Below are 17,692 nucleotides of genomic sequence, written 5' to 3'. Positions count from 1 at the left end.
ATTGTTTCCCTGACGAAAAGGCGCCACACCATGTCCCTGCACCTGATCATCGGCGACAAACTGCTTTCCTCCTGGTCCCTGCGTGCGGCACTGGCGCTGGACCTGACCGGCGCACCCTACAGCGAAGAGCTGATCAAGCTCGGCAAACCCGACACCCGCGAGCGCCTGCTCAAGCACTCGCCGACCGGCAAGGTGCCGCTGCTGCAAACCACCCGTGGCACCATCGCCGATTCGCTGGCCATTGCTGAGTACCTCGCCGAACAGTTTCCGTCCGAGCAACTCTGGCCGAGCGATACCTTCGCCCGCGCCCAGGCCCGCTCGGCCTGCGCACAAATGCACAGCGGCTTCTTCGCCATGCGTAACCACATGCCGTTCAACCTGAGCCAAGACGCACCGCTGAATCCTGTGCCGCCAGAAGTGAAGGTCGATATCGAACGCATGCTCGCGCTGTGGGCCGAATGCCGCGCGGCAGCGACGGAAGAGGGGCCGTACCTGTTCGGTCGTGTCAGCCTTGCCGATGCCTTTTTCGCGCCGATCGCCGTGCGCTTGCGCACCTATCAGGTGAAGCTGCCGGCGGTCGACGAAGCCTATGTTGAAACCATCTACCAATGGCCCGCCTTCAAAGCGTGGCAAAAGGCTGGACTGGAGGAATTGAACCCGTGAAACGCGTCCACGTCGCCGCTGCCGTCATTCGTGACGGCGCCGGCAAAATCCTTATCGCCCGCCGTGCCGACACCCAGCATCAAGGCGGCTTGTGGGAGTTTCCCGGTGGCAAGGTCGAGGCTGACGAGTCTGTCGAATCGGCACTGGCTCGCGAGCTGCACGAAGAGCTGGGCATCATCGTTGATGCTGCGCGGCCGCTGATCAAGGTTCGCCACGATTACCCGGACAAACAGGTCTTGCTGGATGTCTGGGAAGTCTCGGCGTTCAGTGGCGAACCCCACGGCGCTGAAGGCCAGCCACTGGCCTGGGTCACTGCCAGGGAATTGATTGACTATGAGTTTCCGGCGGCCAATCAGCCGATCGTCGCGGCGGCGCGCTTGCCTGCCGAATACTTGATCACTCCCGAAGATCTGGAAGGCCCGGCCTTGTTGCGCGGCATCCAGAAGGCGATTGCCGGAGGCATCAAACTGATCCAGCTGCGCGCACCCAACGGCTACGACCCGAAATACCGGGATCTGGCGGTGGATGCGGTGGGCCTGTGCGCCGGCAAGGCGCAGTTGATGATCAAAGGGCCGTTCGAATGGCTCGGTGATTTCCCGTCTGCCGGATGGCACATCACCGCTGCCCAACTGCGTAAATACGCAGCGGCAGGACGTCCGTTGCCGGCTGAGCGCTGGCTCGCGGCGTCCTGTCATGACGCTGAAGAGCTGGCGCTGGCCGAGCAGATGGGCGTTGATTTCGTCACTCTGTCGCCGGTGCAGCCGACGTTGACGCACCCGGATGCGCAGCCGTTGGGGTGGGAGCAGGCACAGGCGTTGATTGACGGTTTCAGTAAACCGGTGTTTCTGCTCGGTGGAGTAGGGCCGGCGGAGCGCGAGAAGGCTTGGGGTACTGGGGCTCAGGGTGTCGCGGGGATTCGGGCGTTCTGGCCTGATCCAGTGTAAGGGCTACCGACCTCTTCGCGAGCAGGCTCGCTCCCACAGTGGATTGCATTTCTCCAGTCAGAATGCAGTCAAATGTGGGAGCGAGCCTGCTCGCGAAGGCGCCCTGACAGGCGCTACTTTCCTCCAGGTTTCGCAGCCGGCTGCCACAAAATCTCCGCCACCCCTTGCCGCCGCGCAATCAACCGCGCCACAACAAACAGCAAATCCGACAACCGATTGATATACGCCAGGCCAACCCCGGCCAACGGCTCCAGCGCATTCAAATGCTGACAGCGCCGCTCGGCACTGCGCGCCAGACTGCGGCAGACATGTGCCTGCGCAATCAACATCGAACCACCCGGCAAGATGAAGTTTTCCAGCGGCCCCAGCTCTTCATTCCACACATCGATGGCCGCTTCCAGCCGCTCGATTTCGGCCTCGTTCAACGCCTGATATTCAGGCATCGCCAGTTCGCCACCGAGGTCGAACAGGCGATGCTGACAAGGCGCCAACACTTCGATGATTTCATTCAGCGCCGGATGCACTTCGCGCTCGGCGAGCAAACCGGCGAGCAACACGCCGACTTGACTGTTCAGCGTATCGACCTCGCCGATCGCCTCGATGCGCGGGTGATCCTTGGGGACGCGACGGCCGTCACCGAGGCCGGTTTCGCCTTTGTCGCCGGTGCGGGTGTAGATCTTCGACAAGCGAAAGCCCATGGGTTACCTCGGTAGTGAATTGGTTTCGGTGGTCAACGGCGCAGGCTGCACCAGCGGCAGACGCAGAGTGAAGCAAGTGCCCTGGCCGGGCGCCGACTGCACTTCCATCTGGCCTTTGTGATTGTTGGTGATGATGAAGTACGACACCGACAGACCAAGCCCCGTGCCCTGGCCGATTTCCTTGGTGGTAAAGAACGGCTCGAAAGTGCGCTTGCGCACGTTCTCGCTCATGCCGATGCCGTTGTCCTCGACCTGAATCTCGGCCCACGGCGGATTGAGTCTGGTACGCAAAATGATCCGGCCCGGCTCGCTGTCGTCTTCGCGCTGATGAATCGCCTGCGCGGCATTTTTCAGCAGATTGAGCAGCACCTGTTCCAGTTCGTTGGCGGTGCCCGGCACTGGACCCAGTGCCGGGTCGAACTGGCGGATGATCGCCTGGCCCTTGAAGTCGAAACCGATGGCCAGATCGAAGTCGTTGCCGGCGATCTCAACGGCTTGATCGATCAGCGCCGGCAGATCGCAGGGCGCCATTTGCCGGGTGCTGCGGCGGCTGAAGCTGAGCATGTGCGTGACGATTTTCGCCGCGCGGGCGCCGGCCTGTTGAATGCCGTCGAGCAGTTGCGGGACTTCGCGGCCTTGCAGGTAGCGGTTCACAGTGTCCAGTTCGATGCCCAGTTGTTCGGCAGTCTCGATGTTCTTCGGCAGATCCGCCGACAGACGCCGGCGAATGTTCTGCACGTTGTGCAGGATCGCGCCGAGCGGGTTGTTGATTTCGTGGGCCATGCCGGCCGCGAGGCCACCGACCGAGAGCATCTTCTCCGACTGCACCATCATTTCTTCCAGCGACAGACGCTGAGTGATGTCGTCGATACGGATCACCACGCCACGCCCGGCACCGCCCATCAGCGGATAAAACGTCAGCGCATAATGCTTGGGTTCATCGTCCTTGAACCAGGTTACCCGGTCGACTTTGGCCACGGTGTGCTGTTCGACGGTGGCCTTGAGCTGCGGCAAAAACGGCTTGAGCGGTTCGAAGGCGAGGAAGATCGGCTGGTTCAAAGCCTCATCCAGGCGTGTACCGGAGAGCGCGCTGGCCTCCTGGTTCCATTGAGTGACGTAGAGCTGCTCGTCGAGGGCGATCAGCGCCGAGGGCATCGAGTCGATGATGCTGTTGAGGTAATTCTGGAAGCCGGTGAGTTTCTTTTCGATCTTGCTGCGCACCTGGACTTCCAGTTCCAGTTTGCGGTTGGTGTGGCGGGTTTCCTCGGCCAGCCCTTGCGCCTGATCGTAGGCGGCCTGCGAGTCGTCGCGGGCGCGTTTCAATTGCTGCTCGCGGGCTTCGATGCGCGAAAGCATGGTGTTGAACGCCTCGGCCAGACTGCCGATTTCGTCGTGGTTGCCGCGCGCGGCGCGCAGGGCGTAGTTCTCTTCGCGGGTGACCTGCCGGGACAATTCCTCCAGCTGATGAATCGGCCGGGTAATCAGGCGCTTGATCTGCCGGGCGATGACCAGCCACAGCAAGACGCTGAAGATCAGGATGCCGAGGCTGGCGGTCAGGGTGCCGGTGTAGAACGCCATCGGCAGTTCGCTGCTGGCGACCAGCAACAGATGCCCAGGTGCGGCGCCGGGGCGGGGCAGGGTGATCAGTTGATTGCTGCGAAACTCGGTGAGTTGCCAGGCTTCGACATGGCGGTAGCGCTCGGGGAGGCTGAGTTTTTCGCCGCGCTGCACTTGCGCCAGGCGTTCACCCTTGCCGTCATACAGGGCGGCGGCGCGCAGCGGTGAATAACTGTCGAGTTCCTTGAGCAGGCGCTCGGCGCTGCGCGGCGACTCCAGCGCATCGCTGACCAGACTCGGATTGGCGATCAGCCGGCCGATGGTCTGCAGGGCTTGTGGCGCCATGCTTTCCTGAGAAATGTAGTAGGCGGCGCTGATAAAGGTCAGGTTGGCGACGAGCAGAACCGTGGTCAACAACACCAGCAGGGCGGCCAGCAGTTTCTGGCCGACCGGCAGGTTTTCAAGGCGCTGGCGCAATGGCATCAGGTTTATCGCAGCAGGGGAACAAGTCGTCAGCCTAGCGGCTGCTCAGTCGCTGGGCAATCCACGCTTGTGCAGATGAGCGATCAGGCGTTGCTGCAACTGCTGCAGATGCGGCAGGTTCAACTGATGGCGCTCGGCAACTTTGCAGGCGTGGCCCAACAGATAGCTGATCTCGGTGCGGCGCTGGTTGGCGACGTCCTGATACATCGAAGAGTAATTGGCGGCGGTGGCGTGGATCACTCGTTCGACTTCCGCTTGCAGATTGTCCGCCGCAGCGGGTTGGCCGCAGCGTTCGAGCAGTTCGGTCAATTCGGCACAGAGTGTGGCAACTTCGCAGTGATGCTCGCTCAGCCCGCCGTTGCGGCAATCGTGGAGCACGGTCAGCGGGTTGATCGCGCAGTTCAGCGCCAGTTTGCGCCACAGTCGGGTGAGGATGTCAGCGCTCCATTCATGGGGAATGTTCGCCGCTTGCAGATCGTCCAGCCAGACCGGCGCCAGCGGATTTGCCGCATCGCCCAGCCAGTTGAAACCGTGACCGGCAAACACCACGCGCCAATCGCCATCGCGGAACGCGCCCTCGGTGCTGGACGCGCTGATGCAGCGCGCTTGCGGTACCCGCGCGGCCACGGCGTCCTGACTGCCAAGGCCGTTTTGCAGGAGGATCAGTTCGGCGTCCGGAGCGAGGCGTGAAGCGAGGCGGGCGACGGCCTCTTCGGCGTCATAGGCCTTGCACGCGACCAGTAAACGGCGAATTGGCTCGGGGCTGTCCGGGGTTTCGCCGGGAACTGCATAGGTATGAGCTTGTCCGTTTTCTACCAGGGTCAAGCCGCCCACTGCCTCGTAGCTGTGCAAGCGCGCCGCATCGCGCAGGATCAGTTGCACAGGCAAGCCGGCGCGAGCCAGACGTGTCGCCCAGAGTGTGCCGAGGCTGCCGGCGCCAAGTACGTGCCAGGTGGTCGACATCAGTTTTTTGCTCGATTGCTTGCAGGCATGTGCGGCTCGCCGTATCGGTAGGAAAAGACCCGTTATAATGAGCCCGATTTTAACCGCAAGCCAAGCGCGCTCCATCCACATCGAGCGCGCCTTTTTATTGGAGAGATTACATGCCGTCGTTCGACGTGGTATCCGAACTGGACAAACACGAACTCACCAACGCGGTCGAGAACGCCGTGAAGGAACTCGATCGTCGTTATGACCTGAAAGGCAAGGGCAGCTTCGAGTTCAAGGAAAAAGACCTGACCGTCAGCCTCACCGCCGAAGCTGCTTTCCAGCTCGAAGCGATGATCGAAATCCTCAAGCTGGCGCTGACCAAGCGCAAGATCGACGTGCAGTGCCTCGAGGTCAAGGATGCTTACGCGTCCGGCAAGCTGATGAAGCAGGACGCCATCCTCAAGGAAGGCATCGACAAGGAGCTGGCAAAGAAAATCGTCGGCCACATCAAGGAAGCCAAGCTCAAGGTTCAGGCCGCCATTCAGGGCGAGCAGGTGCGTGTCACCGGCAAGAAGCGCGACGATTTGCAGGAAGCCATCGCGGCCCTGCGTGCCAGGGAATTCGGCATGCCGCTGCAGTTCAACAACTTCCGCGACTAAGCTTGGTCTGAAGGCTATGTGGGAGCGAGCCTGCTCGCGAATGCGGTGTTTCATTCAGCGAAAAGTTGACTGACACGCCGCATTCGCGAGCAGGCTCGCTCCCACAGTTGTTTTGAATACACCCCGGGAAGCCGGAAATCAGGAGATAGAACATGGATTTGAATGCGGAAGTGGACCACCTGGTCAAGGCGTCCCAGGCGTGGATCCCGATGATCATGGAATACGGCAGCCGCGTACTGCTGGCAGTGATTACCCTGGCGATCGGCTGGTGGCTGATCAACAAGGTCACGCAAAAACTCGGCGGTCTGCTGGCCCTGCGCAATGCCGACCTCGCGCTGCAAGGCTTTATCAGCAGCCTGGCCAACATCATTCTCAAGGTGCTGCTGATTGTCAGCGTCGCGTCGATGATCGGCGTCGAAACCACCTCGTTCGTCGCGGCTATCGGTGCTGCGGGTCTGGCGATTGGCTTGGCCTTGCAGGGCAGCCTGGCGAACTTCGCTGGCGGCGTGCTGATTCTGCTGTTCCGCCCGTTCCGTATCGGTGACTGGATCGAAGCCCAAGGTGTAGCGGGTACCGTCGACAGCATCCAGATTTTCCACACCGTGCTGCGTACCGGCGACAACAAGACCATCATCCTGCCCAACGGCAACCTGTCGAACGGCATCATCACCAACACCAACCGCCAGCCAACCCGCAAAGTCGTGTTCGATGTGGGCGTGGATTACGAAGCGGATCTGCAGAAGGCCCGTCAGGTATTGCTGGATCTGGCCAAGGATCCCCGCGTCATGCAGGACCCCGAGCCACAGGCAGTGATTTCGACATTGGGCGACAGTTCGATCACGGTTTCCCTGCGTGTCTGGGTTAAAACTGCGGATTATTGGGATGTGATGTTCATGTTCAATGAACAGGCGCGGGATCGTTTGAAGGCTGCCGGGATTGATATTCCGTTTCCACAGCGGGTTATACGCGTAGTGCAGGAATCTGCCACGCAGTAAGCGTCTTTGAAGTTGGCTTGGCAGTCAGCAACTAATATAAAACCCGAGCAGTGTGCACACTCTCGGGTTTTTTATCGGCGCGATAAAACTATGCTGGCTAATAAGTAGCTGGCTAATGTTTTTTCTGTTTGATCAGTTATTCATCCATAAAAAAACCGCCCACCTGATACAGGCGGGCGGTTTTGTTAGACCAGAGCTCTACAGTACGTCAGCTTCGCATCCTTATTAGAGGATGTTCAGTGGGTACTCGATGATCAGACGGGTGTCGTTGTTATCAGACGAGTAACCGCTGTAGGCACCGTTGGAGCGGTACATGGCGTAACGCAGACGGAACGACAGGTCTTTGGCCGGACCTTCCTGAACCACGTACTTGGACTCGGCGTTCCACTCGTTCTCTTTACCTTCACCCAGACCGTTGGTCTTGATGTTGTCACCCATCACATAACGGGTCATGAAGCTCAGGCCAGGTACGCCGTAAGTCTTCATGTTCAGGTCATAGCGAGCCTGCCACGATTTTTCTTCGCGGCCCACGAAGTCGGAAATCTGGATGGAGTTGGCCACGAAAATTGTACTGTTGCCGTCAACGCCATAGTAGTAAGCGTTGTCGCCGCTCGACTGCTGGTAAGCAACGGTGAACTTGTGGGCGCCCAAGCTGTAAGCTGCTGCCAAGGACCACAGGTTGTTGTCTACGCCACGGGTATCGTTGTCGTCGGTCTCGTCGCCAATTGCACTGACCAAGTCGCCGCGTTTGTCGCCTTTGGTGTGGTAACCGTTGAAGTCGAAGTTCAGCGACTGCTCGTCGTTGATCGGCAAGGTGTAGTTGAGGTTGACGTAGTACTTCTTGAAGTAGTCTTCAGCGTCGGAAGCAGCCAATGCACCGGTGAAATTGTCTGTGAAGGCGTAGCTGGCACCGAAGATGTTGATGCTGGTCAGGCCTTTGCCGCCATTGCCATCTTCATCCGGCAGACCGGCGATGCTGTCGCGGCCCATGCCGGTCTGCTTGCTCAGCGCTGTGAAGCGACCTGCGCTAAGTTCCAGACCTTTGATCTCTTTGGAAGTGATCAGGGTACCGGTGGCGACTTCTGGCAGCAGACGGCTGTCGTCAGTGGCGAAAACCGGGCTGGCAACGAATTGCTGACCGTATTTCAGAACGGTGTCGGATACACGGAATTTGACTGCGCCGCCGACCTTGCCCTGGGATTTCTCAGGGTTGCCATCGCTGTCGTTGGCGAACAAGCCGTTACCCCGACGACCCGAACCGCCGTCCAGTTTTACCGAACCCATGGCCATGGCGTCGAGACCGAAGCCTACGGTGCCTTGAGTGAAGCCCGACTCGTAAGTCAGCAGTTGGCTGAGACCGCTATCCTGGCGATAGCCACTTTTGAAAGTGCCGTCACCGTTGGAAACGTTGCCCGCGCCATTTTTGTAGTCGCGGTTCATGTATTCGAAACGAGTCTTCAGTTTCAGGCTCTGATCTTCCAGGAAACCTTTGGCTTCATCCTGAGAAGACGCCATTGCGAACTGCGAGGTGCCTGCTGCAACAGCCAGGGCGATCATGCTCCACTTCATCACGCGCATCGTGATTTGCTCCTTTGGTTTTTAGAAGAGTACTGCCGTCCCACCTGTTTTATTATCTGGGCGGCTCTTTCTTTTTGTGTCGGCGCAAACTTATATCACGCCGACATTGTTGGCGATACTTGCGAAATCAACCTTTCAGCTTCTTTACGGCGTTGTCGCAAAAGGAGCGCTGGATGTCGCAAATTCACAGTACCGATGCAGCCGGACTGACAACTTTATCGCTGTTTCCGGGCCTTTTTTGCATCGCTAAAAAAGAGTCCCTGGCAAAACACTTGAATCTCCATCGGGCAACCCTGCCACTGTTTTTATTGGCTTCAAGCGACCACTTCCAGCGGTGCGCTTATAGTCCATACGGTTACTAATGCAACAAGCGTGCACAAACCGCGAAAACGCTGCGGTTATTTTTCTGTGGGCCGCTCGCAGATGTGAAAACCGTGTGAAAACGGGGCTCCGGAGCCTTTTTTTCTGCGGGCTTGACGAGGTTCTCCCAATGGTGTTGCAGCGCACCCAAGGTGCGCAGGACAGCAAAAAACGTTACCGGTTCACCCCGTACTGAGTATTTAGCGGATGCCCGACCCAGTGAGCGTAGTCGTGTTGTGCAGTTTTGGTGCAAAAAAATCATGAATCCAGCCTTGGCCAATCTGGCGGCGATTGACCTGAGGTACGGCAGATCAAGGATTTTCGTGCAGCTCTTCACGTCAAGGCTCATGTCGGGGCCTGTGTTGGTGCGCGGCCGGGATAAATGTTTCATGTCGGAGCGCCTGGCGATTTACTGCCGGCAGCGGCGTGAAGCTCGCTGCATTCGCAGGTATGCTGCCGTTCTGTCGCTTGGCGCGCTGCTTCGAATGGGCCGCCGCTAAGCTGAGTTAGAGGATCAGCGGGAGTGCTCACAGTGTTTGCTTTGGATTCACGACTTCAACAGGACGCCCTGGTCATCGGCGACTTTCCGTTGTGCCGGCTGTTGCTGTCCAACGACAGCAATTACCCTTGGTTCATCCTGGTACCTCGTCGCGAGGATATAAGCGAGTTGTTTCAGTTGGATGTCGCCGATCAGCAGCAACTGTGGCAGGAAACCACCACCCTTGCCGAGTTACTCAAGGATTCGTTCGACGCGGACAAGCTGAACGTGGCAACCCTGGGTAACGTTGTCAGCCAGTTACATATGCATGTGATCGTGCGTAAGCGTGACGATGTCGCCTGGCCGGCTCCGGTCTGGGGCAGGCACCCGGCCAAGCCGTACAGCGCGGAACAGGTAGCAGCCATTCGCGAGCGCTTGCGTCTGGTGCTGACCGATGAATTCACTTTTTTGGAGGGCTGAGTCATGAGCCTTGAAGGACGCGTTACCGATCTGGAAAGCCGTCTGGCCTTTCAGGATGACACCATTCAGGCATTGAACGATGTGCTGGTGGCGCAGCAGAAGGTCATCGAGCGCTTGCAATTGCAGATGGAAGCGCTGATCAAGCGTCACGAAGAGATGGTCGGGCAGTTCGGTGCTTTTGAGGAAGATGCACCGCCGCCGCATTATTGAGCCATTCGGCAGGCATAAAAAAACCGCGAACAGACAGGCTGTTCGCGGTTTTTTTTTGCTTTGGATCAGCGACGCGGCAGAGCGGCGATCACGTCCTCGGCTTGCAGGCCTTTGTCGCGGTTCATCACCGAGAACTCGACGCGCTGGCCTTCGACCAGAACACGGTGGCCTTCGCCACGAATGGCGCGAAAGTGCACGAAAATATCATCGCCGGAGTCCCGGGAGATAAACCCGAAACCCTTGGAAGTGTTGAACCACTTCACGGTGCCGGTATCGCGATTGCTCATGTCATAGGTGGTCGGCGCAGCGGCCGGTGACGATTTGTAAAAGCTCACGGCCAAATGCAGCAGCACGGCAACCAGGGCGATCACCAGACTGAACAACACCGCCGGTTGGCCAGCGATGACCGGCATTGGTGCGATCAGCGTCAGGGTTTGCAGGACGACAGTCAGCACCAGCAGGGCGCTGACCAGATTTTGCAGATGCTGGCGCGGGCCTTTGTTCCAGTACGGAATCACTGGAGCGATGACCAGGTTCAGCAGGCCGAAAAAGGCCAGGTAAAGTGCATCGGGCTGTTGCAGGTAAGGAACGGCTTCGGCTTTCAGGCTGGGTATGAACGACAGCAGCAAGGCTGCTGCGCCCATTAGCAGGTGGACGATTTTCAACATTTTGATTGGCTCACGTTATGACGGCTCACAAGGAAGAGCTGAAGGCGCACGGTTCGCTTCAGGACAAAATAAGAGGCGGTGGACACGTACACGGCATCAGCCTATGCGCAACACCCCGGAAAATAGGGCATGGCGACACACTGCCTATTTAACAGCAAAGCCTGCGGCTACTCAAATCAGCCCGGCCAGCGGCAGAAAAACGGTCGATTTGTCGCAGTCTGACCACGGATTCATAGCTGCGAGCCGGCTCTTGCCTTGCTACAGTGGGACCGAACCTGCTGGATGAATTCAATCACTGTTAGGGGGCAAGCATGGCAATTGATATCGGTATCAGTGAAGAAGACCGCAAATCCATCGTCGAAGGGCTGTCGCGACTGCTGTCGGACACCTACGTGCTGTATCTGAAAACCCATAACTTCCACTGGAACGTCACTGGCCCGATGTTTCGCACGTTGCACCTGATGTTCGAAGAGCAATACAACGAGCTGGCGCTGGCCGTCGATTTGATCGCCGAGCGTATCCGTGCGTTGGGCTTCCCGGCGCCGGGTGCCTACGCGACCTACGCGCGTCTTTCTTCTATTAAAGAAGAAGTCGGTGTGCCGAGCGCCGAAGACATGATCAAGCAACTGGTCGAAGGCCAGGAAGCGGTGACCCGTACCGCGCGCGGCATTTTCCCGCTGCTGGACAAGGTCAGCGATGAGCCGACCGCTGACCTGCTGACCCAGCGCATGCAAGTGCACGAGAAAACTGCGTGGATGCTGCGCGCGCTGCTCGAGGAATGACCCGGCCGCTGCGGACGGCGTGAGGTCGTCCGCATGCTCTCCAGACTCTTACCGTTGTCGTTGGCTTATCCTACGAGGCTGGTCAACAAGTCGTATGGCGCGAACTTTGTTACTGGGTTTTTATGAAGGCGCAGGATGTTGCCTTATAAATCAGCAGTCATGGCAAAGGAGTGTCAACGCTATGGTAGAAGGAGACAGGCGAAGCGACAGGATGTCGGCTTCGCGGCATGTAATAAAGGTCGATCCGTTTGTCAGCGAGTTCGACATGAACCTGATCCGGCCGCTGTCGCGGTCGATTCGCCTCAATGGTTTTGCGACCTGCCTGCGACTCGAGCAGGTCTACTGGAACATACTCGGCGGCATGGCCGAGGACAATCATTGCTCGATCAGCACACTGCTATCCCACGTTGATCGTGAGGTGCATCTGCGTTACGGCGGAGTGAAGAATTTCAGTGCGCTGGTGCGGGTGGTTTGCGTCATGAACGGGATCAAAGATCTCGCACCCGCAGTTTCGCGCTGAAACGGCGGTTGCAACGAGGTTGCGGGCTGTGCAGCGTTACGGCTGCACAGCCCGCATTTAATCGATATAATCCCGCGCTTTCGCCGCAAAGCCCTGCGCGCGGCAGCAATCTGATCGCCGAGACACCTCCATGCCAATGTACGATTACCTATGTGCTTCCTGTGGTCATCAGTTGGAAGCCATTCAGAAGATCAGCGACGCACCGTTGGTCGATTGCCCTGCCTGCCAGGCGCCCGAACTGAAGAAGCAGCTGTCCATGCCGGGTTTTCGCCTCAGCGGCAACGGTTGGTACGAGACCGACTTCAAGACCGGAGCCAAGAAAAATCTGGCCGGTGGCGACAAAGCTGACTAGGGTTCCAACCCTGAACGAACGACACGCGTGAGTTTCCGCCCTGCTTGATCGCGGCCGGATCTCCACCGAATTTCGAATTACGAGAAGCGAACCACACCATGATGCGCAGCCACTATTGCGGCCAACTGAACGAAAGCCTGGAAGGCCAGGAAATTACCCTTTGCGGATGGGTTCACCGTCGCCGCGACCACGGCGGGGTGATTTTCCTCGATATCCGTGATCGTGATGGTCTGGCTCAGGTGGTGTTCGATCCGGATCGCGCCGAGAGCTTCGCCGCCGCCGACCGCGTGCGCAGCGAATACGTCGTGAAGATCACCGGCAAGGTGCGTCTGCGTCCGGCCGGCGCGACCAACGCCAACATGGCCTCGGGCATGATCGAAGTGCTGGGTTATGAACTGGAAGTGCTGAACGAGTCGGAAACCCCGCCGTTCCCGCTCAACGAGTTCTCCGACGTCGGCGAAGAAACCCGCCTGCGCTATCGCTTCCTCGACCTGCGTCGTCCGGAAATGGCCGAGAAGCTGCGCCTGCGTTCGCGCATGACCACCAGCATCCGCCGCTTCCTCGATGAGAACGGCTTCCTCGACGTCGAAACGCCGATCCTCACCCGGGCCACTCCGGAAGGCGCGCGTGACTATCTGGTGCCGAGCCGTACCCACGCCGGTTCGTTCTTCGCCCTGCCGCAATCGCCGCAGCTGTTCAAGCAACTGCTGATGGTGGCCGGCTTCGACCGTTACTACCAGATCGCCAAGTGCTTCCGTGACGAAGACCTGCGTGCCGACCGTCAGCCGGAATTCACCCAGATCGACATCGAGACCAGCTTCCTCGATGAAAAAGAGATCATGGGCCTGACCGAGCAGATGATCCGCAACCTGTTCAAGGAAGTGCTGGATCTGGAGTTCGGCGAATTCCCGCACATGACCTTCGAAGAAGCCATGCGCCGCTACGGTTCGGACAAGCCGGACCTGCGTATTCCGCTGGAACTGGTTGATGTTGCCGACCAGCTCAAAGAAGTCGATTTCAAGGTGTTCAGCGGCCCGGCCAACGATCCGAAGTGCCGCATCGCCGCACTGCGCGTTCCAGGCGGGGCGAGCATGCCGCGCAAGCAGATCGACGACTACACCAAGTTCGTCGGCATCTACGGTGCCAAGGGCCTGGCGTACATCAAGGTCAACGAGCGTGCTGCCGGTGTTGAAGGCCTGCAATCGCCGATCGTGAAAAACATCCCGGAAGACAAGCTCAACGTGATCCTTGATCGCGTTGGCGCAGTCGATGGCGACATCGTGTTCTTCGGTGCCGACAAGGCCAAGATCGTCAGCGAAGCCCTGGGCGCGCTGCGTATCAAGCTCGGTCACGACCTGAAGCTGCTGACCTGCGAGTGGGCGCCAATGTGGGTCGTCGACTTCCCGATGTTCGAAGAGAACGACGACGGCAGCTTCTCGGCGCTGCACCACCCGTTCACTGCACCGAAGTGCACCCCGCAGGAACTCGAAGCCAACCCGGCCGGCGCACTGTCCCGTGCGTACGACATGGTCTTGAACGGCACCGAGCTGGGCGGCGGTTCGATCCGTATCCATCGCAAGGAAATGCAGCAAGCGGTATTCCGCCTGCTGGGCATCAACGAAGCGGAACAGGAAGAGAAGTTCGGCTTCCTGCTCGACGCGCTGAAGTACGGCGCACCGCCGCACGGTGGTCTGGCCTTCGGTCTGGACCGTCTGGTGATGCTGATGACCGGCGCCCAGTCGATCCGTGAAGTGATCGCCTTCCCGAAAACCCAGAGTGCTGCCGACGTGATGACGCAGGCTCCGGGCGTAGTGGATGCCAAGGCATTGCGCGAGCTGCACATTCGCCTGCGCGAAACGCCAAAGGCTGAGTAAGACGGGCCTGAAGGCGCATCTTCGGATGCGCCTTTTTTCTTTCTCAGGTCGTATTTTTCAATTGCCGGCCGCTGCCTCGGCGGGGCGGGCAAGGTTTCAAAGAGCATTCGGAGCAAGTTATGGCAGGTCATTCCAAGTGGGCAAACATCAAGCACCGCAAAGAACGTCAGGATGCCAAGAGGGGCAAGATCTTCACCAAGTGGATCCGTGAACTGACCGTTGCGGCCCGTCAGGGTGGCGGTGATCCGGGTTCCAACCCGCGTCTGCGTCTGGCTCTGGACAAGGCGTTGAGCGCGAACATGAGTCGCGACATCATCGACCGTGCCGTCGCGCGCGGTGCCGGCGCCACTGAAGCGGACAACGTTGAAGAACTGACCTACGAAGGTTACGGCCCGGGCGGCGTGGCGGTGATGGTCGAGTGCATGACCGACAACCGCAACCGCACTGCGGCGGCTGTGCGTCACGCGTTCAGCAAGTGTGGCGGCAACCTCGGCACCGATGGTTCGGTGGCGTATCTGTTCGAGCGCAAGGGCCAGATCAGTTTCGCCCCGGGTGTCGATGAAGACGCACTGACCGAAGCGGCGCTGGAAGCCGATGCCGATGACGTGGTCACCCACGAAGACGGTTCGATCGACGTGTTCACCTCGTTCACCGGTTTCTATGCGGTGCGCAACGCGCTGGAAGCGGCCGGGTTCAAGGGCGACGATGCGGAAATCGTCATGCAGCCGACCACCAGCGCCGAGCTGGATCTGGAAGGCGCGGAGAAGGTGCTCAAGCTGATCGATATGCTTGAGGACCTGGACGACGTGCAGAACGTCTATTCCAACGCGGATATCCCGGAAGACGTCGCCGCTCAGCTTGGCTGATAAGCGACTAGTCTTCCTTGTGGGAGCGAGCCTGCTCGCGAAAGCGGTGTGTCATTCAGCACCTGTATCTGCTGACATACCGCCTTCGCGAGCAGGCTCGCTCCCACATTTGCTATTGGCTGTCAGGTAAATCGTTTTATGAATCTGCAGGCGTTATGACTTTAATCCTTGGTATCGACCCCGGTTCGCGCATCACCGGTTACGGGATCGTTCGCGATACCGGGCGGGGTGGCTGCATCTATGTGGCCTCGGGCTGCATTCGCACCGGCTCCGGCGAGCTGCATGAGCGTCTGCAGATCGTCTATCGCGGCGTGCGCGAAATCATCAAGACCTACGGCCCGGTGACCATGGGCATCGAAAAGGTGTTCATGGCGAAAAACGCCGACTCGGCGCTCAAGCTCGGGCAGGCGCGCGGCGCTGCGATTGTCGCCGGCGCCGAAGAGTGTCTGGAAATCGCCGAGTACACCGCCACGCAAGTCAAACAGGCGGTGGTCGGCACCGGTGCGGCCAATAAGGAGCAGGTGCAGATGATGGTCATGCACATGCTCAAGTTGACCAGCAAGCCGCAGATCGACGCCTCCGACGCCCTCGCGATTGCCATTTGCCATGCGCACACGCGCTCAAGCCTGCTGCCGCACGGGCTGGGAACCGCACGCAGTCGTGGCGGGCGCCTGCGTCTCTGATAGCATCAGCATCAATTTTCTCGAAAGTGACTTCGCGGTGCCTGTGTTGTCGGCGCGCGAGCCACCTTCAATCGTCGCCAGCCCACGGCTGGCCAGCGCTCAAGGATTCAAAACGTGATTGGACGCTTGCGCGGCACCCTGGCTGAGAAACAGCCGCCGCACCTGATTCTCGATGTGAACGGCCTTGGCTATGAGGTGGAAGTGCCCATGACCACCCTTTATCGTCTGCCGTCGGTCGGCGAACCGCTGACCCTGCACACCCATTTGGTCGTACGCGAAGATGCGCAATTGCTCTATGGTTTTGCCGGCAAGCGTGAGCGAGACTTCTTTCGCGAGCTGATCCGTCTCAACGGGGTCGGACCGAAACTGGCGCTGGCGTTGATGTCGAGCCTGGAAGTCGACGAGTTGGTGCGCTGCGTGCAGTCTCAGGACACTTCGGCGCTGACCAAGGTCCCGGGGGTTGGCAAGAAAACCGCCGAGCGTTTGCTGGTGGAATTGAAAGATCGCTTCAAGGCCTGGGAAACTTCGCCGGCGATGTTCGCGCTGGTGCCGAATCAGCCGGACGGCCCGGCACCGGTCAACAGTGCCGAGACCGATGCGGTCAGCGCGTTGATCTCCCTGGGCTACAAGCCGCAGGAAGCGAGCAAGGCGATTTCCGCGATCAAAGACAAGAACCTGAGCAGCGAAGACCTGATCCGCCGCGCTCTGAAGGGAATGATTTAAGTGATTGAAGCTGATCGTCTGATCGCCGCCGCGCACAGCCCGCGCGAGCGCGAAGAAGTCCAGGATCGGGCCATCCGCCCGGTCAGCCTGGCCGACTACATTGGCCAGCCGACCGTGCGCGAGCAGATGGAGCTGTTCATCCAGGCTGCCCGTGGCCGCAGCGAGTCCCTCGATCACACCCTGATCTTCGGCCCGCCGGGGCTGGGCAAGACCACGCTGGCGAACATCATTGCCCAGGAAATGGGCGTGTCGATCAAGAGCACCTCCGGGCCAGTGCTGGAACGCCCGGGTGATCTGGCCGCGTTGTTGACCAATCTTGAGCCGCACGATGTGTTGTTCATCGACGAAATTCATCGTCTGTCGCCGATCGTTGAAGAAGTGCTGTACCCGGCGATGGAAGATTTCCAGCTCGACATCATGATCGGCGAAGGGCCGGCAGCGCGCTCGATCAAACTCGATCTGCCGCCTTTCACTCTGGTCGGCGCCACCACCCGCGCCGGCATGCTGACCAATCCGTTGCGTGATCGCTTCGGTATCGTCCAGCGCCTGGAGTTCTACAGCACGGCGGATCTGGCAACGATCGTCAGTCGTTCGGCGGCAATTCTCGGTCTGCCGCTGGACCCGGAAGGTTCGTTCGAGATCGCCCGTCGCGCCCGTGGCACGCCGCGAATTGCCAACCGTCTGCTGCGGCGGGTGCGCGATTTCGCTGAAGTACGCGCCAAGGGCCACATCACCAAAGCGGTGGCGGATCTGGCGCTGAACCTGCTGGACGTCGATGAACACGGTTTCGATCACCAGGACCGGCGTCTGCTGCTGACCATGATCGAGAAGTTCGACGGCGGCCCGGTCGGTATCGACAGTCTGGCGGCGGCGATCAGTGAAGAACGCCACACCATTGAAGACGTGCTCGAACCGTATCTGATCCAGCAGGGCTACATCATGCGCACGCCACGGGGCAGGGTAGTGACGCGGCATGCCTATCTGCATTTCGGTTTGAATGTTCCGTCACGCATGGGCGAGATGCCCGTGGCAGACGAGTTTCTGGACGCCGTCGACGATTGATACACATTTGTTGGTGATTTATTCAGGGTTTGTACTGTCAGACGACGGTACTTTTGCGTTAAAGCTTTGAAACCACGAAAAACAGTTGTCTGGCCGGATTGGCAACCTGAGGAGTAAGCACTAGAGT

20 protein-coding genes are annotated in these 17,692 nt (G+C 59.3%); 14 read left to right on the top strand and 6 right to left on the bottom strand.

The features are described from left to right. Positions 1-30 precede the first annotated feature (30 nt). Positions 31-663 (top strand): glutathione S-transferase family protein, encoded by a 633-nt coding sequence (locus AB4N85_RS15500; RefSeq protein WP_024014096.1) that lies wholly within the window; start codon positions 31-33, stop codon positions 661-663. Continuing rightward, on the top strand, positions 660-1,607 hold the full coding sequence (locus AB4N85_RS15495; protein WP_460058953.1) for a Nudix family hydrolase: 948 nt from the start codon (positions 660-662) through the stop codon (positions 1,605-1,607). The genes AB4N85_RS15500 and AB4N85_RS15495 overlap by 4 nt, the downstream gene beginning before the upstream one ends. 113 nt (positions 1,608-1,720) lie before the next feature. Here the strand turns inward: AB4N85_RS15495 and AB4N85_RS15490 are convergent, their stop codons facing one another. Genes AB4N85_RS15490 through AB4N85_RS15480 form a run of 3 tightly spaced genes read right to left on the bottom strand, consistent with a single transcriptional unit; the run spans position 1,721 to position 5,308 of the window. Continuing rightward, entirely contained in the window at positions 1,721-2,305 is a 585-nt protein-coding gene (locus tag AB4N85_RS15490) for a cob(I)yrinic acid a,c-diamide adenosyltransferase (RefSeq protein ID WP_150637464.1), read from the bottom strand. 3 nt (positions 2,306-2,308) lie between these two features. Beyond that, positions 2,309-4,345 carry a sensor histidine kinase gene (locus AB4N85_RS15485; RefSeq protein ID WP_076563949.1) on the bottom strand — a complete coding sequence of 679 codons (2,037 nt, stop codon included), beginning with the start codon at positions 4,343-4,345 and terminating at the stop codon, positions 2,309-2,311. Positions 4,346-4,390: 45 nt separating this feature from the next. Beyond that, entirely contained in the window at positions 4,391-5,308 is a 918-nt protein-coding gene (locus tag AB4N85_RS15480; RefSeq protein ID WP_056787896.1) for a putative 2-dehydropantoate 2-reductase, read from the bottom strand. A gap of 140 nt (positions 5,309-5,448) precedes the next feature. On the opposite strand from AB4N85_RS15480, the gene AB4N85_RS15475 reads away from it, so the two are divergent. Continuing rightward, on the top strand, positions 5,449-5,934 hold the full coding sequence (locus AB4N85_RS15475; protein ID WP_056787899.1) for a YajQ family cyclic di-GMP-binding protein: 486 nt from the start codon (positions 5,449-5,451) through the stop codon (positions 5,932-5,934). Between the two features lie 152 nt (positions 5,935-6,086). Then, on the top strand, positions 6,087-6,929 hold the full coding sequence (locus AB4N85_RS15470; protein WP_016773492.1) for a mechanosensitive ion channel family protein: 843 nt from the start codon (positions 6,087-6,089) through the stop codon (positions 6,927-6,929). Between the two features lie 225 nt (positions 6,930-7,154). On the opposite strand, the gene AB4N85_RS15465 is transcribed toward AB4N85_RS15470, so the two are convergent. Further along, positions 7,155-8,507 (bottom strand): OprD family porin, encoded by a 1,353-nt coding sequence (locus AB4N85_RS15465; RefSeq protein ID WP_056787902.1) that lies wholly within the window; start codon positions 8,505-8,507, stop codon positions 7,155-7,157. 358 nt (positions 8,508-8,865) lie between these two features. Then, a complete protein-coding gene (locus tag AB4N85_RS15460; protein WP_252868156.1) occupies positions 8,866-9,258 on the bottom strand; it encodes a hypothetical protein in 393 nt (130 codons plus the stop codon). A gap of 141 nt (positions 9,259-9,399) precedes the next feature. On the opposite strand from AB4N85_RS15460, the gene AB4N85_RS15455 reads away from it, so the two are divergent. Both AB4N85_RS15455 and AB4N85_RS15450 read left to right on the top strand, forming a co-directional pair. After that, positions 9,400-9,825, top strand: a complete 426-nt coding sequence (locus tag AB4N85_RS15455; protein ID WP_056787907.1) for an HIT family protein — start codon at positions 9,400-9,402, stop codon at positions 9,823-9,825. A gap of 3 nt (positions 9,826-9,828) precedes the next feature. After that, a complete protein-coding gene (locus AB4N85_RS15450; RefSeq protein WP_041479795.1) occupies positions 9,829-10,035 on the top strand; it encodes a SlyX family protein in 207 nt (68 codons plus the stop codon). Positions 10,036-10,100: 65 nt separating this feature from the next. On the opposite strand, the gene AB4N85_RS15445 is transcribed toward AB4N85_RS15450, so the two are convergent. After that, positions 10,101-10,703: a cold-shock protein gene (locus tag AB4N85_RS15445; RefSeq protein WP_016773496.1), complete on the bottom strand. Its 603-nt coding sequence runs from the start codon at positions 10,701-10,703 to the stop codon at positions 10,101-10,103. 311 nt (positions 10,704-11,014) lie between these two features. On the opposite strand from AB4N85_RS15445, the gene AB4N85_RS15440 reads away from it, so the two are divergent. The 8 genes from AB4N85_RS15440 to ruvB all read left to right on the top strand — a co-directional run bounded on the left by AB4N85_RS15440 (position 11,015) and on the right by ruvB (position 17,565). Further along, complete coding sequence (locus tag AB4N85_RS15440) at positions 11,015-11,485, top strand: Dps family protein (protein WP_041479794.1); 471 nt, start codon at positions 11,015-11,017, stop codon at positions 11,483-11,485. A gap of 181 nt (positions 11,486-11,666) precedes the next feature. Then, positions 11,667-12,005 carry a ribbon-helix-helix domain-containing protein gene (locus tag AB4N85_RS15435; RefSeq protein ID WP_024014091.1) on the top strand — a complete coding sequence of 113 codons (339 nt, stop codon included), beginning with the start codon at positions 11,667-11,669 and terminating at the stop codon, positions 12,003-12,005. Positions 12,006-12,135: 130 nt separating this feature from the next. Next, on the top strand, positions 12,136-12,357 hold the full coding sequence (locus AB4N85_RS15430) for an FmdB family zinc ribbon protein (protein WP_056787910.1): 222 nt from the start codon (positions 12,136-12,138) through the stop codon (positions 12,355-12,357). A gap of 98 nt (positions 12,358-12,455) precedes the next feature. Continuing rightward, positions 12,456-14,231, top strand: coding sequence for an aspartate--tRNA ligase (gene aspS, locus AB4N85_RS15425; protein WP_064365013.1), 1,776 nt, complete (start codon positions 12,456-12,458; stop codon positions 14,229-14,231). A gap of 119 nt (positions 14,232-14,350) precedes the next feature. After that, a complete protein-coding gene (locus tag AB4N85_RS15420; protein WP_024014089.1) occupies positions 14,351-15,097 on the top strand; it encodes a YebC/PmpR family DNA-binding transcriptional regulator in 747 nt (248 codons plus the stop codon). 155 nt (positions 15,098-15,252) lie between these two features. Then, complete coding sequence (gene ruvC / locus AB4N85_RS15415) at positions 15,253-15,780, top strand: crossover junction endodeoxyribonuclease RuvC (RefSeq protein ID WP_016773501.1); 528 nt, start codon at positions 15,253-15,255, stop codon at positions 15,778-15,780. A 114-nt stretch (positions 15,781-15,894) separates the two neighbouring features. Continuing rightward, complete coding sequence (gene ruvA, locus AB4N85_RS15410) at positions 15,895-16,503, top strand: Holliday junction branch migration protein RuvA (protein ID WP_024014088.1); 609 nt, start codon at positions 15,895-15,897, stop codon at positions 16,501-16,503. Continuing rightward, positions 16,504-17,565 carry a Holliday junction branch migration DNA helicase RuvB gene (gene ruvB, locus AB4N85_RS15405; protein WP_024014087.1) on the top strand — a complete coding sequence of 354 codons (1,062 nt, stop codon included), beginning with the start codon at positions 16,504-16,506 and terminating at the stop codon, positions 17,563-17,565. The last annotated feature ends 127 nt before the right edge of the window (positions 17,566-17,692 follow it).

This window comes from Pseudomonas sp. H1_G08, assembly GCF_054681355.1.
The sequence above is the reverse complement of the archived record's forward strand: the minus strand, read 5'-3'. Positions and strand labels throughout refer to the sequence as shown.